Raw genomic sequence first — 14,261 nt, 5'->3', positions numbered from 1 at the left:
CACCACGCGACTTAAAAGGAACACCTGATGGAGCTCGGTCTCGTCGGTCTCGGCAAGATGGGCGGCAACATGCGCGAGCGCATCCGCCGCGCAGGCCACACCGTCATCGGATACGACCGCAACCCGGACGTCGCGGATGTCCACAGCCTGCGGGAGCTTGTGGGCAAGCTGAAGGGTCCGCGCGTGGTCTGGGTGATGGTCCCGGCCGGGGCCGCGACCCAGTCCACCATCGACGAGCTCGGCGAGCTGCTCGAGCCGGGCGACGTGGTCGTGGACGGCGGCAACTCGCGCTGGACGGACGACGAGAAGCACGCGGAGGAGCTCGCGGCCAAGGGCATCGGCTTCGTCGACTGCGGTGTCTCCGGCGGCGTCTGGGGTCTGCAGAACGGCTATGCGCTGATGTACGGCGGCGACGCCGAGGACATCGCGAAGGTCCAGCCGGTGTTCGACGCGCTCAAGCCCGAGGGCGACTTCGGCTCGGTGCACGCGGGCAAGGTCGGTGCCGGCCACTTCTCGAAGATGGTCCACAACGGCATCGAGTACGCGATGATGCAGGCCTACGCCGAGGGCTGGGAGCTCCTGGAGAAGGTCGACTCGGTCACCGACGTACGTGAGGTCTTCCGCTCGTGGCAGGAGGGCACGGTCATCCGTTCCTGGCTGCTCGACCTCGCCGTCAATGCCCTGGACGACGACGAGCACCTGGAGAAGCTGCGCGGTTTCGCGCAGGACTCCGGCGAGGGCCGCTGGACGGTGGAAGCCGCCATCGACAACGCCGTACCGCTGCCCGCGATCACCGCGTCGCTCTTCGCCCGCTTCGCCTCGCGCCAGGACGACTCGCCGCAGATGAAGATGATCGCGGCACTGCGCAACCAGTTCGGCGGCCACGCCGTCGAGTCCAAGAGCGAGCACTGATCCACAGCCTGTGCACGGCTGTCCGAGACTGAGGCAGCCGGGGGAGGTCGGCACACACCATGCACGTCACGCATCTGTCGCTGGCCGATTTCCGGTCGTACGCCCGGGTCGAGGTTCCGCTCGACCCGGGCGTCACCGCGTTCGTGGGCCCCAACGGGCAGGGCAAGACCAACCTCGTCGAGGCCGTCGGCTATCTCGCCACCCTCGGCAGCCACCGCGTCTCCTCGGACGCCCCGCTCGTACGGATGGGGGCCGAGCGCGCCGTCATCCGCGCCCAGGTCCGCCAGGGCGAGCGGCAGCAGCTGGTCGAGCTGGAGCTGAACCCCGGCAGGTCCAACCGGGCGCGTATCAACAGGTCTTCGCAGGTCAGACCGCGCGATGTGCTGGGGATAGTACGTACGGTCCTGTTCGCGCCCGAGGACCTCGCCCTGGTGAAGGGCGACCCCGGTGAGCGCCGCCGCTTCCTCGACGAACTGGTCACGGCGCGCTCCCCCCGTATGGCCGGAGTCCGCTCCGACTACGACCGGGTCCTCAAGCAGCGCAACACCCTGCTCAAGTCCGCCGCCATGGCGCGCCGGCACGGCGGCCGCTCGATGGACCTGTCCACGCTCGACGTATGGGACCAGCATCTGGCCCGCGCGGGCGCCGAGTTGCTCGCGCAGCGGCTCGATCTGATCGCCGCGCTGCAGCCGCTCGCCGACAAGGCGTACGAGCAACTGGCGCCCGGCGGCGGCCCGTTGGTGCTCGAGTACAAGCCGTCCGCCGAAGGCCCGGGGACCGGCCGCGAGGAGCTGTACGAGCAGCTGCTCGCCGCGCTCGTCGGCGTACGCAAGCAGGAGATCGAGCGTGGCGTGACCCTCGTCGGACCGCACCGCGACGATCTGCTCCTCGGGCTCGGCGAGCTGCCCGCGAAGGGGTACGCGAGCCACGGCGAGTCCTGGTCGTACGCCCTTGCGCTGCGCCTGGCCTCGTACGATCTGCTGCGCGCCGAGGGCAACGAACCGGTGCTCGTGCTCGACGATGTCTTCGCCGAGCTGGACACCCGGCGCCGCGAACGGCTCGCCGAACTGGTCGCACCCGGTGAGCAGGTCCTGGTGACGGCCGCGGTCGAGGACGACGTACCGGATGTGCTGGCCGGCGTGCGGTACGCCGTGTCGCAGGGCGAGGTGACCCGCGTATGACCTCCGAACAGAACTCCGAGACCCCCGAGCCGAAGAAGCCCGCCGAACCCAGCGGCATCGACCTCGCCCGCGTCGCCCTGCGCGCCGCCAAGGAGCAGGCCCGTGCGCGCGGCGCCGAGGCGCAGCAGAAGAAGCAGGCCAGGCGGGGCGGCGGGCTGAGGTCCGGCGCCCGGGCCGACGGCCGCGATCCGCTCCCCCTCGGCGCCGCGATCAACCGCCTGATCACCGAGCGCGGCTGGGAGACCCCGGCCGCGGTCGGCGGTGTGATGGGCCGCTGGCCGCAGATCGTCGGGGATGACCTCGCGAAGCACTGCGTGCCACAGAAATACGACGAGGACGAGCGCGTCCTGACCGTCCAGTGCGACTCCACCGCCTGGGCCACGCAGCTGCGCCTGCTCGCCCCGCAGCTGGTCGCGCGGCTCAACCAGGACCTCGGCCAGGGCACCGTCCGCCTCATCAAAGTGCTCGGCCCCGGCGGTCCCGCGCGGCGCTACGGACCCCTGCGCGCCCCCGGTAGCACGGGTCCCGGGGATACGTACGGCTAGGTCGTACGCACGCCGTACACCCGACCCGTCCCTCACCGTAGTGGAGGGTTGACAGCCCGAAGCGCTGAGCGCCCGTGTGAGCCTCTTGGAGCCCCGTTCCGCATATGGGGAGTCGGGAGAGACCGGTTCAGGGCGGCACATGCGGACTCAAGGGCCAGCAAGCCCCCATTACTGTCGGCGCTACCGGTAGACTGGGAGACAATCCCGCCCCTTCGGGGGTCCGGGGCCAGAACGCTGCATCACGTCTTCTCGCGGCACGCGCACCACACGCGACGCGCGCGCGGGAGGAACGCCGTCTTATACGAACGACGCAGCCGCTCCCGACAATGTGCCGGGAGCTTGGCTTGTGCTGTGCCAGAAAGGGCGCTTCGTGGCCGATTCCGGCAACCCCAACGAGAACATCCCCTCCACCGACGCCGGCGCGAACGCGAACGTGTACGACGCCAGCGCCATCACCGTCCTCGAGGGTCTGGACGCGGTCCGCAAGCGACCGGGTATGTACATCGGCTCGACCGGTGAGCGCGGTCTGCACCACCTCGTGTACGAGGTGGTCGACAACGCGGTCGACGAGGCGCTCGCCGGCCACGCGGACACGATCGACGTCACGATCCTCGCCGACGGCGCGGTGCGGGTGATCGACAACGGTCGTGGCATCCCGGTGGGCATCCACCCCGTCGAGAAGAAGCCGGCCGTCGAGGTCGTGCTCACCGTGCTGCACGCGGGCGGCAAGTTCGGCGGCGGCGGCTATGCCGTCTCCGGCGGTCTGCACGGCGTCGGTGTCTCCGTGGTGAACGCGCTGTCCCACAAGCTCGCCGTCGAGATCAAGACGGACGGCTACCGCTGGACGCAGGAGTACAAGGCGGGCGCCCCGACCGCGCCCCTCGAGCGTCACGAGGCCACGACGGACACGGGCACCACGGTCACGTTCTGGGCCGACCCCGACATCTTCGAGACCACCGAGTACTCCTTCGAGACGCTCTCGAGGCGCTTCCAGGAGATGGCCTTCCTCAACAAGGGCCTGACGATCAAGCTCACCGACGAGCGCGATTCGGCGAAGGCCGTGGCCGGTGCGGACACCGCCGACACCGCCGACGACGGCCAGGCCATGTCGGTCACGTACCACTACGAAGGCGGCATCGTCGACTTCGTGAAGTACCTCAACTCGCGCAAGGGCGAGATGATCCACCCCACGATCATCTCCCTCGAGGCCGAGGACTCGGACAAGTCGCTGTCGCTCGAAGTCGCGATGCAGTGGAACTCGCAGTACAGCGAGGGTGTCTACTCGTTCGCGAACATCATCCACACGCACGAGGGCGGCACCCACGAAGAGGGCTTCCGTGCCGCGCTGACCTCGCTGATCAACAAGTACGCGCGCGACAAGAAGCTGCTCCGCGAGAAGGACGACAACCTCACGGGCGACGACATCCGCGAGGGTCTGACCGCGATCATCTCGGTCAAGCTGGCCGAGCCGCAGTTCGAGGGCCAGACCAAGACCAAGCTGGGCAACACCGAGGCCAAGACCTTCGTGCAGAAGGCGGTCTACGAGCACCTGGCCGACTGGCTGGACCGCAACCCCAACGAGGGCGCGGACATCGTCCGCAAGTCCATCGCCGCGGCCACCGCGCGTGTGGCGGCCCGCAAGGCGCGTGACCTCACCCGCCGCAAGGGTCTGCTGGAGTCCGCCTCGCTGCCGGGCAAGCTCTCCGACTGCCAGTCGAACGACCCCGCCAAGTGCGAGATCTTCATCGTCGAGGGTGACTCCGCCGGTGGCTCCGCCAAGTCCGGCCGTAACCCGCAGTACCAGGCCATCCTGCCGATCCGCGGCAAGATCCTGAACGTGGAGAAGGCCAGGATCGACAAGATCCTGCAGAACCAGGAGATCCAGGCGCTGATCTCGGCCTTCGGCACCGGAGTCCACGAGGACTTCGACATCGAGAAGCTCCGCTATCACAAGATCATCCTGATGGCTGACGCCGACGTCGACGGCCAGCACATCAACACGCTGCTGCTGACCTTCCTGTTCCGCTTCATGCGGCCGCTGGTCGAGGCCGGTCACGTCTACCTGTCGCGCCCGCCGCTCTACAAGATCAAGTGGACCCGGGACGACTTCCAGTACGCGTACTCGGACCGCGAGCGCGACGCCCTGATCGAGCTCGGCCGCCAGGCCGGCAAGCGCATCAAGGACGACTCGGTCCAGCGCTTCAAGGGTCTCGGTGAGATGAACGCCGAGGAGCTGCGCATCACGACCATGGACCAGGAGCACCGCGTGCTCGGCCTGGTCACGCTGGACGACGCCGCGCAGGCCGACGACCTGTTCTCCGTGCTGATGGGCGAGGACGTGGAGGCACGCCGCTCGTTCATCCAGCGCAATGCCAAGGACGTCCGCTTCCTCGACATCTGAGTCGGTCACGTACCGCTTCGAAAGGATCTTGAACGGCCATGGCCGACGAGACAGCTCCCATTTCTTCTGGTTCCGGCATCCCTGGTGAGGGCGAAGTAGCGATGCGCATCGAGCCCGTCGGGCTCGAGACGGAGATGCAGCGCTCCTACCTCGACTACGCGATGTCCGTCATCGTGTCCCGCGCGCTGCCGGACGTACGGGACGGTCTGAAGCCCGTCCACCGCCGCGTCCTGTACGCGATGTACGACGGCGGTTACCGCCCTGAGAAGGGCTTCTACAAGTGCGCCCGCGTCGTCGGCGACGTGATGGGCAACTACCACCCGCACGGCGACACCTCGATCTACGACGCGCTGGTCCGCCTCGCGCAGCCGTGGTCGATGCGCATGCCGCTCGTGGACTCCAACGGCAACTTCGGCTCCCCGGGCAACGACCCGGCCGCCGCCATGCGCTACACCGAGTGCAAGATGGCGCCGCTGTCGATGGAGATGGTCCGCGACATCGACGAGGAGACCGTCGACTTCACGGACAACTACGACGGCCGCTCCCAGGAGCCGACCGTCCTGCCGGCCCGCTTCCCGAACCTGCTGATCAACGGCTCCGCCGGTATCGCGGTCGGTATGGCCACCAACATCCCGCCGCACAACCTGCGCGAGGTCGCGGCCGGTGCCCAGTGGTACCTGGAGAACCCCGAGGCCTCCCACGAAGAGCTCCTGGACGCGCTGATCGAGCGCATCAAGGGCCCCGACTTCCCGAGCGGCGCCCTCGTCGTCGGCCGCAAGGGCATCGAGGAGGCGTACCGCACGGGCCGTGGCTCCATCACGATGCGCGCGGTCGTCGCGGTCGAGGAGATCCAGGGCCGCCAGTGCCTGGTGGTCACGGAGCTTCCGTACCAGGTCAACCCGGACAACCTCGCGCAGAAGATCGCCGACCTCGTGAAGGACGGCAAGGTCGGCGGCATCGCCGACGTCCGCGACGAGACCTCTTCGCGTACGGGCCAGCGCCTCGTGATCGTGCTCAAGCGCGACGCGGTCGCCAAGGTCGTCCTGAACAACCTGTACAAGCACACGGACCTGCAGACCAACTTCGGCGCCAACATGCTGGCCCTGGTCGACGGTGTCCCGCGCACGCTCTCCCTTGACGCGTTCATCCGCCACTGGGTGACGCACCAGATCGAGGTCATCGTCCGGCGCACCAAGTTCCGGCTGCGCAAGGCCGAGGAGCGCGCCCACATCCTGCGCGGTCTGCTCAAGGCTCTCGACGCCATCGACGAGGTCATCGCGCTCATCCGGCGCAGCGACACGGTCGACATCGCGCGTACGGGCCTGATGGAGCTGCTCTCGATCGACGAGATCCAGGCCAACGCCATCCTCGAGATGCAGCTGCGCCGGCTCGCCGCCCTGGAGCGCCAGAAGATCGTCGCCGAGCACGACGAACTCCAGGCGAAGATCAACGAGTACAACGCGATCCTCGCCTCGCCCGAGCGCCAGCGCCAGATCATCAGTGAGGAACTGGCCGCGATCGTCGAGAAGTTCGGCGACGACCGCCGCTCCGCCCTGGTGCCCTTCGACGGCGACATGTCCATGGAGGACCTGATCGCCGAGGACGACATCGTCGTCACGATCACCCGCGGCGGCTACATCAAGCGGACCAAGACCGAGGACTACCGTTCGCAGAAGCGCGGCGGCAAGGGCGTACGCGGGACGAAGCTCAAGGAAGACGACATCGTCGACCACTTCTTCGTCTCCACCACGCACCACTGGCTGCTGTTCTTCACGAACAAGGGCCGGGTGTACCGGGCGAAGGCGTACGAACTTCCCGATGCCGGACGTGACGCGCGCGGTCAGCACGTCGCAAATCTGCTCGCCTTCCAGCCGGACGAGCAGATCGCCGAGATCCTCGCGATCCGCGATTACGAGGCGGCCCCCTATCTGGTCCTCGCGACCAAGTCGGGCCTGGTCAAGAAGACCTCGCTCAAGGACTACGACTCGCCTCGTTCGGGTGGTGTCATCGCCATCAACTTGCGTGAGACGGACGACGGTTCGGACGACGAGCTGATCGGCGCCGAGCTGATCTCCGCCGAGGACGATCTGCTGCTCATCAGCAAGAAGGCCCAGTCGATCAGGTTCACCGCAACGGACGATGCGCTGCGCCCGATGGGCCGCGCGACCTCGGGCGTCAAGGGAATGAGCTTCCGCGAAGGCGACGAGCTCCTCTCGATGAATGTCGTCCGGCCCGGTACGTTCGTGTTCACCGCAACCGACGGTGGGTACGCGAAGCGGACCAACGTCGACGAGTACCGCGTCCAGGGTCGCGGTGGCCTCGGTATCAAGGCCGCCAAGATCGTCGAGGATCGCGGCTCCCTCGTCGGTGCACTGGTGGTCGAGGAGCTCGACGAGATCCTCGCCATCACCCTGGGCGGCGGTGTGATTCGTACGCGAGTCAACGAGGTCAGGGAGACGGGCCGTGACACCATGGGCGTCCAACTGATCAACCTGGGCAAGCGCGATGCCGTGGTCGGTATCGCTCGTAACGCCGAGGCCGGGCGCGAGGCGGAGGAAGTCGACGGGGCCGACGAGGAGTCGGCTGTGTCGGTCGAGTCGGCCGAGGGTGAGACGGCCGCAGGCACGGACGAGGGCACGGCGCCCGAGACCGAGTAGCGCGAGGAGTGCAGGACGTGAGTGGAGCCACGGGCGCCGGAACGAACGGACCCGGACCGGAAGGCGGCCGTGGCCCCGCCGAGTCTGAGCACGCAGCGCAGGGGGGGACAGTGACGGATACGCGAGGGCCCCAGGCATACGCCTCGGAGCCTCAGTCCGAGTACGCCGCCGGGCCCCTGCCCGGTGAGCGTCAGCCGAACGGGCCGTCCGGCCCCTATCACCCGCCGCAGGCCTACCCGGCGCCTCCCGAGGGTGCCGTACGCCGTGCGCGGACCGGTGCGCGTACGACACCGCGCACGCGCAAGGCGCGCCTTCGGGTCGCGAAGGCCGATCCGTGGTCGGTCATGAAGGTCAGCTTCCTGCTCTCCATCGCCCTGGGCATCTGCACGATCGTCGCCGCGGCCGTCCTGTGGATGGTCATGGACGCCATGGGTGTCTTCTCCACGGTCGGCGGGACGATCTCCGAGGCCACGGGGTCCAACGAGTCGAACGGCTTCGACCTCCAGGCGTTCCTCTCCCTGCCCCGGGTCCTGATGTTCACCTCGATCATCGCGGTGATCGATGTGGTCCTCGCCACGGCTCTCGCCACGCTCGGAGCGTTCATCTACAACCTCTCCGCCGGTTTCGTGGGCGGTGTCGAGCTCACGCTCGCGGAGGACGAGTAAGCGCCTGCGGACCGGCCGGTTCTATCGATTTTGGGACTGGGCGCGTCGTGCGCTAATCTTCAGAGGTCAGCGCGCGGGACACACCCCCGCAAAGCGCGGCGGGGCTATAGCTCAGTTGGTTAGAGCGCATCCCTGATAAGGATGAGGCCACAGGTTCAAATCCTGTTAGCCCCACATGCGAGAAGACCCCCAGCCGGCTACGGCTGGGGGTCTTTGGCGTCCGGGTGCTTCTCTTCTACGCGTAGCGCTCTAGCAGAGCCTCGATGTACTCCGCGAGCCTGTCGGCGAGAAGGGCTTGGGTGAGGTCTGTGCGGCCGAGTTCGCGCCAGGGGACGGCTACCTTCTCGGCGTCCGGCGCGAAGGCGAGGGCGTCGATGAGCCGCCAGTACAGGTGGGCCGCACGGTGCTCGGCAAGTTGCCCTCCCGCGGCGAGGTACCGGTCCGCGAAGCTCATTCCCAAGGGAACACCGTGGAGCAGCGCCAGGGCTGTCGAGCAGTGCGCCACATCAAGGTCGGCCGGCCCCCAGGAAGTCTCCACCCAGTCGACGACCCCGCTGATGCGTAGATCGTCCCCGTCGCCGTCGAAGAGGACATTGCCGGGGTGGAAGTCCCGGTGCAGAAAGCAGGGCCGATGGGCGGGAGGGTCCTGACGGATGACGTCGATTGCCCTTTGCCAAAGCTCCGGCAGTGCTGTGGCCTCGGGCAGCGTGACCCGCTCCGGCGAGGTCCAGGCCTGCCAGGTCCGCGGCCTCGTCTCTTCGGAGACCTCGACCTGATGGATGCGCAGCAGCTGCGAGGCCAGCAGATCGGCTCGCTGCTCCGCGCCTCGGTCGTCCACACGGACGCTGCCGGGCAGCATCGACATCAGCAAGGACGGATGGTCGCAGTGCGCCGCAGTCGAGTCCACATCCAAAAGGGTGGCTGCGGGCACGTCCGTCTCCCCGAGCAGGCGCAGGATCGCAGCTTCGCGGGACAACAAGCCGTCCGCGTGCCGGACGTAGAAGGGTTTGACGAAAGAACGCAGCACCAGAACCCGGCGACCGTCCGGACCTGAGACCTGCAGGCTGCGCATCTGTGATGTCCAGCCTCCACGCAAGTGCCCGGTGCCTTCAATGCGCTCTCCACCGGCGAGCCGCTGCTCCACCCACGATCGCGTGGCGTCCCAACCCTGCGTCCCGATACCGCCGACGCCTTGTTCTCCGCCGTCCCCTTTGATCACCAAGGGAGGCTAGCGGCACCACGGTGGCCGGCCGCCAGGGCGAGGCCGAGGGCATCGCGTCGTAGCTCACCGGTGCGCTCGAGGGCTTCCTCCGTGGCATCGCCGGACCGGTGCCGGCGGAAACGGAGGTGTGCGTCGAGTTCCAAGGTGAGCTGATGGTGTACCGAGAGCCCGACGACTCGGGGACCGTGTCGTGGTCCCGCCGTCAGCCGGTCAACATGCTGTGCCGTGCCGTCATATGCGCCTTCGATCAGTGGCGGTCGGCCTCGGTGAGGCCGGTTGCCGGGAGCGGTGGGGTGGCCCTTCGCCGTCGTGAGCTTGAAGGGCTGTGTACCGCTTGGCGCAACGCTCTGGGGAGCGGAAGCCGGCACAACGGGGGTCGTTCGTCCAGGTCTTGCTGCTCCCTGCCTGCGTACGTTCTTCGGGGCGGTGCTTCGTATCGCTCTGCGCTCTCGTGCTTCGCTAGCGGTGCCGAAGACCAGGGCCGGTACTGCCACGAGGGTGAAGGTCACCCGCGGTCCGGCCAGTTGCTGCCAAGTCGTTCATCAGGCTGCTGAACAAGGTCCGCGCCGGCCCGAGGGCCGGGGGCTCGTTCTGCTGAGCCGTCCTCTGCGTACAACTTCTCGGGGAAGTGGCTTCCCTTCCCCTTCACTCACCATCACTCGCCGTCAAGCCTCGCGGCTCCGCCCGACATCAGTGGCTGATATCAACGCGGTGATTCGAGGCGGTCAGGGTCGAGCCCTGACGGACTGCCGCACAGGAAACGTCCGGTAGTTCTCGGAGTTGCCAGGCTTCAGTCACTGCTGTGGTGCTGCAGGTGGCCGGCTGCCGAGTTCGTCTCGTACGCGCCGGCCGCGGTCTCTTCGTTCAGCAGGTGCGGCTCACGGGTGTCGGCCCGGTGGCGTGCCTCGGCGCGCGGGATCTTGAAGCTGCGGGACGAGGGCGAGCTGCCGTGCGCTTCCGCGCGGATGCGCTGCTTCATCGTCGGCGGTAGCGACAGGTCGTAGGGCCGCGCGGCGAGCGGAGCCGGCACGGAGTGCGCGGCCGGGGTGCTCGTCGCCGGGTTGCCGGCGTCGGTCTGCTGCGGTACGGCCGCGGCGGCCTGGGTGGTGATGAGCCCCAGTGAGGCGAAGAAGGCGAGAAGCGCGCTGACGAGCGCGGACCACAGACGCGTGGCCTTGGTGGCAGCCATGATCTTTCCCTTTCGGATCGGTCGTGCAAGGTGGTCGTCCGCCCCATTTGGGTCGGACGATTTGCGTACTTTCCTCATGATGTGTACGCAGGACTTGGAGTGGGGGAGCCACCGCCGTGATTCGCCGATCTTCGGATTAACACCACCCGTTCGGAGTCATGCGGGCCCTTTTGGTCCCCGAGAGTGCGCTTTTGCCCCCGCGAGGGGTGAAAGCGGCGAACGTCACAGGGTGGCGCGGGGGTGTCCCCGACTCCTTCGGCAGCGCTGTTTCGCAGGTCGACTGCGGTGCGGAGGGCGGGAGTTGGGTGCGCGACGAGGCCGTCGGCCGGCCATCCCCGGTGTGTATAGTCGGGCGCCAGAAGGTCCCTCTACGTCAAGGAAAGACGAGGTAGCGCGGTGAAGAAGCTTCTCCTGGTCGCACTGGCCGCCATCGGCGGGCTCCTCGTGTACCGCCAGATCCAGGCGGATCGCGCCGAGCAGGATCTGTGGACGGAGGCGACTGACTCCGTGCCCACCGGTTCGTGAGCCACATACGTCTCTTTGCACTTGCCCCGGTCGCAGCTTGCGGCCGGGGCTTTGTGTTGCGTGGAGTGCAGTTGTGTGCTCAGTGTGACTACGAGCCGTTCTCTCGTGGTCACTGACTGTCCCTTTTGTTCGCTTGCGTGAATCTTTCGATTGCGCTTGTGAACGGGGTGGGTGCAGGGCCGATCTGCCGGCGGTGCTTCGGCATGCGCTGACAGTGCCGTGGGCGTCGCGGCAGGATGAGACCGGCCCGGGCGAAGACGAGGAGCACGGTGACGATGCGGCGTGGCAGCAGGCGTACGGCGGTGGTGGCGGCGGCCTTGAGCGCCGCGATGGTGCTGCACACGCGGACGGCGGCCGCCGAGCCCTATCCGTATGGCTTCCCCGATGGGACGCGGAACGTCGAGGGTGCGAGCGGGCCGGGCGGGGCTCCGACGCTGGCCGCCGACGAGACGTATCGCAGCACCATCGCCCCCGGGCAGAAGCTGCACTACCGCGTCGAGCTCGATGCCGGCTCGGCCGCGTATGTCTCGGCGGTGGCGCTGCCTCGGCTCGATGACCGGGTGGCCTTCGGGGACGGGCTCGACGTATGGCTCGAGAACGCGGACGGCGGGCGGTGCGGGTCCGACTCGAGTGGGTTCGGGTCCGCCGACTATCCGCGGCCGCTGGTGGCCTCCGTGGAACGGCTGGTCGAGCAGGGCAGTACGAGGTGCCAGGCGGCCGGGACGTACACCGTGGTCGTCGAGCGCGCGGCGGGCGGCAGAGCGGCCTCGCGCGAGTCGTGGGACCTGGAGCTGGACTTCGTCAACGAGCCCGCGCTGAAGGGCGCGTCGCCGAGCGCCACGCCTTCGGCCGCGGCGCCGGGGGCCGGTTCGCTGCCGGAGGGGACGGCGAAGGAGCGGCAGGGCGGTACGAGCTTCCATGACGCGGCCGCCATCGGGGCGGGTGTGTGGCGGGGGCGGGTCGAGCCCGGGCGGACGCTCTTCTACAAGGTGCCCGTCGACTGGGGGCAGCGGCTCGCGGCCGAGGCGGAGCTCGCCGGGACGGGCGGCAAGGGGTCGGTCGGGGCGGCGCTGCGGCTCGGGCTGCACAATCCCGCCCGGGCGGAAGTGACCGCGGAGCAGCCCACTTTGAGCGGTACGGGGGTCACGGCGGCGCTCGAGGGGGTGCCGGCGGTGGCGTACGAGAACCGGCTGGCGTCCGCTCCCAAGGTCAAGGGGATGCGCTTTGCCGGGGCGTACTACCTGCAGGTGACGTTGAGTCCCGAGCTGGCCGGGAAGTACGGGGACCAGCCGCAGGACGTGACCCTGCGGGTCGGCGTGGAAGGGGCGGCCTCGGACGGGCCGCCGTACGCCGGTGACCCGGGGATCTTCCAGGTCGAGGAGCAGGACGGACAGGCCGGAGGCGCGGGGCAGGGCACCGGGCGGGACGGCGGGATGCAGGCCGTGGCCGCGGTGGGGATCGGCTTGGGGACGGCGCTGGTGCTGTGGCTGGCGGTGTGGGCTGTGGTGGGGCGGCGGCGGGCTGAGGCGTGACCTGCCTGGGTGCCGGACAACGCTGCGGGTGTCTGTCGGAGCGCGGCCCCTTGCGTGCCTGTCAGAGCCCGCCCCCTTAGCGCCTGTCAGACCCCGCCTCCTTAAGCGCCTGTCAGATCTGACTCAGAGCCCAGAATCCGACCGCGAAGCAGAGCGCCGCGAGGAGGAGGACCGGGACGGCGACTTTGGCGGGGGGACCGCCGCGTGCGCGTCTGTGCGCCGGCGGTGTGGCATGTGGGGTGGCATGAACAGGCTGGCTCTGGGCGGGTGCCGGGGGAATCTGGGCCGGGATGCCGGGGGTCTGGAGGGTGTACGGGCGGGTGGGGGTGTGGTCCGCGAACGCTGCCGGCGAGGGCGCTGAGGTGGGGGCGGGAGCGGCGGCAGCAGGAGCAGGAGGAGGAGCCGGGTGCGGGGGCGGTGGGGTGGGCGTCGTCGGTGCGGCAGCGGGTGGGGGCGCCGACGGGGGCGTATGCGCGGAGGAGAGCGCGATCTGAGGCGTACCGGCCGTTGCCGTGGGGGCGTCGGGGGAGGCCGTGGGGACGCGGATCGGGCCGTCGGGGCCGAAGGCCTCCGGGAGCGGGCCCAGTTGGTCGAAGACCTCGATGAGCTCGTCGTCCACGCCCGGCTCCGGAAGGAGCAGGACGGCTTCCGCGAGCGCCTTGCGCGCGCCTGTCGCGCTGCGGAAGCGGGCGTGGGGTTCCGGCTGGAGAAGGCCCGTGAGGACCTGCCACAGGGGCTCGGGGACCGTACGGGGGGCGTGCGGGGTGCCGTGGGCGCGGAAGAGCTCCGTCAGCGCCTGTGCGTCCGGTTTCGCGCCCTCCAGGAGATAGAGGGCGACCAGACCCGTCGCGAACAGGTCGGCAGGGAAGTCCGGTTCGTCGTACGCGCTCTGCTCCGGCGCGATGTACCCCGGCGTCCCCACGACGAGATCGGTCGCGGTCAGCCGGGGGTCGCCCTTGCGCATGGCGATGCCGAAGTCGGAGAGCCGCAGATGCGGCCGCCTCGTACCGGTGGCCTCGAGCAGGATGTTGGCGGGCTTGATGTCGCGGTGCACGACGCCTTCCGCGTGCACCGCCGAGAGCCCGGAGAGCAGTTGATCGAGCAGCTGCGCCACATAGCGCGGCGGCAGCGGCCCGTAGTCCCCGATGAGATGGGCGAGTGAGCCGCCACCGACCAGGTCCATCGTGAACAGGACCTTGTCGTCGTCGGCGGCCCAGCTCGCCGGGGCCAGAACGTGCGGGTGATCGATGCGCAGAGCCTGCTCGCGTACGAAACGGAGCAGGCTGTGCGCATCGCTCTGCAGCAGGACCTTGGCGGCGACATAGCGGCGTCTGCGGTGATCCCAGGCACGCCAGACGGCACCGACGCCACCGCGTCCGATCGGGTCGACCAGTTCGTACCGGCCGGCGAAGACCTCACCCATGACCGTGCT

11 protein-coding genes and 1 tRNA gene are annotated in these 14,261 nt (G+C 68.8%); 9 read left to right on the top strand and 3 right to left on the bottom strand.

Features of this window, described 5'->3' with window-relative positions:
• Positions 1 to 27 precede the first annotated feature (27 nt).
• From gnd to ABT367_RS09290, 7 genes are all read left to right on the top strand, one after another.
• Positions 28 to 912: a phosphogluconate dehydrogenase (NAD(+)-dependent, decarboxylating) gene (gnd, locus tag ABT367_RS09320; protein WP_352251213.1), complete on the top strand. Its 885-nt coding sequence runs from the start codon at positions 28 to 30 to the stop codon at positions 910 to 912.
• Between the two features lie 59 nt (positions 913 to 971).
• On the top strand, positions 972 to 2,093 hold the full coding sequence (recF, locus tag ABT367_RS09315; protein WP_352251211.1) for a DNA replication/repair protein RecF: 1,122 nt from the start codon (positions 972 to 974) through the stop codon (positions 2,091 to 2,093).
• Entirely contained in the window at positions 2,090 to 2,638 is a 549-nt protein-coding gene (locus tag ABT367_RS09310; RefSeq protein ID WP_352251209.1) for a DUF721 domain-containing protein, read from the top strand. The genes recF and ABT367_RS09310 overlap by 4 nt, the downstream gene beginning before the upstream one ends.
• Before the next feature lie 346 nt (positions 2,639 to 2,984).
• On the top strand, positions 2,985 to 5,039 hold the full coding sequence (gene gyrB, locus ABT367_RS09305) for a DNA topoisomerase (ATP-hydrolyzing) subunit B (protein ID WP_352251207.1): 2,055 nt from the start codon (positions 2,985 to 2,987) through the stop codon (positions 5,037 to 5,039).
• Positions 5,040 to 5,077: 38 nt separating this feature from the next.
• Positions 5,078 to 7,696, top strand: coding sequence for a DNA gyrase subunit A (gene gyrA / locus ABT367_RS09300; RefSeq protein ID WP_352251205.1), 2,619 nt, complete (start codon positions 5,078 to 5,080; stop codon positions 7,694 to 7,696).
• Positions 7,697 to 7,713: 17 nt separating this feature from the next.
• Positions 7,714 to 8,361 carry a DUF3566 domain-containing protein gene (locus ABT367_RS09295; RefSeq protein ID WP_352251203.1) on the top strand — a complete coding sequence of 216 codons (648 nt, stop codon included), beginning with the start codon at positions 7,714 to 7,716 and terminating at the stop codon, positions 8,359 to 8,361.
• A 100-nt stretch (positions 8,362 to 8,461) separates the two neighbouring features.
• Positions 8,462 to 8,535 (top strand) — tRNA-Ile (locus tag ABT367_RS09290).
• 61 nt (positions 8,536 to 8,596) lie between these two features.
• On the opposite strand, the gene ABT367_RS09285 is transcribed toward ABT367_RS09290, so the two are convergent.
• Entirely contained in the window at positions 8,597 to 9,577 is a 981-nt protein-coding gene (locus ABT367_RS09285) for a phosphotransferase family protein (protein ID WP_434975433.1), read from the bottom strand.
• 796 nt (positions 9,578 to 10,373) lie between these two features.
• On the bottom strand, positions 10,374 to 10,772 hold the full coding sequence (locus ABT367_RS09280) for a DUF6344 domain-containing protein (protein ID WP_352251202.1): 399 nt from the start codon (positions 10,770 to 10,772) through the stop codon (positions 10,374 to 10,376).
• Between the two features lie 396 nt (positions 10,773 to 11,168).
• Here ABT367_RS09280 and ABT367_RS09275 point away from each other — a divergent pair, with 396 nt between their 5' ends.
• Positions 11,169 to 11,297: a DLW-39 family protein gene (locus ABT367_RS09275; RefSeq protein WP_003999697.1), complete on the top strand. Its 129-nt coding sequence runs from the start codon at positions 11,169 to 11,171 to the stop codon at positions 11,295 to 11,297.
• A 269-nt stretch (positions 11,298 to 11,566) separates the two neighbouring features.
• Positions 11,567 to 12,829, top strand: a complete 1,263-nt coding sequence (locus ABT367_RS09270; RefSeq protein ID WP_352251200.1) for a hypothetical protein — start codon at positions 11,567 to 11,569, stop codon at positions 12,827 to 12,829.
• A gap of 112 nt (positions 12,830 to 12,941) precedes the next feature.
• Here the strand turns inward: ABT367_RS09270 and ABT367_RS09265 are convergent, their stop codons facing one another.
• On the bottom strand, positions 12,942 to 14,252 hold the full coding sequence (locus ABT367_RS09265; RefSeq protein WP_352251198.1) for a serine/threonine-protein kinase: 1,311 nt from the start codon (positions 14,250 to 14,252) through the stop codon (positions 12,942 to 12,944).
• Positions 14,253 to 14,261 lie beyond the last annotated feature (9 nt).

Origin of the sequence: Streptomyces mesophilus (assembly GCF_040300965.1) — a bacterium.
Lineage (GTDB): Bacteria > Actinomycetota > Actinomycetes > Streptomycetales > Streptomycetaceae > Streptomyces > Streptomyces mesophilus_A.
Note: the sequence above shows the minus strand (reverse complement) of the source record. Positions and strands in the feature narration are given on the sequence as shown.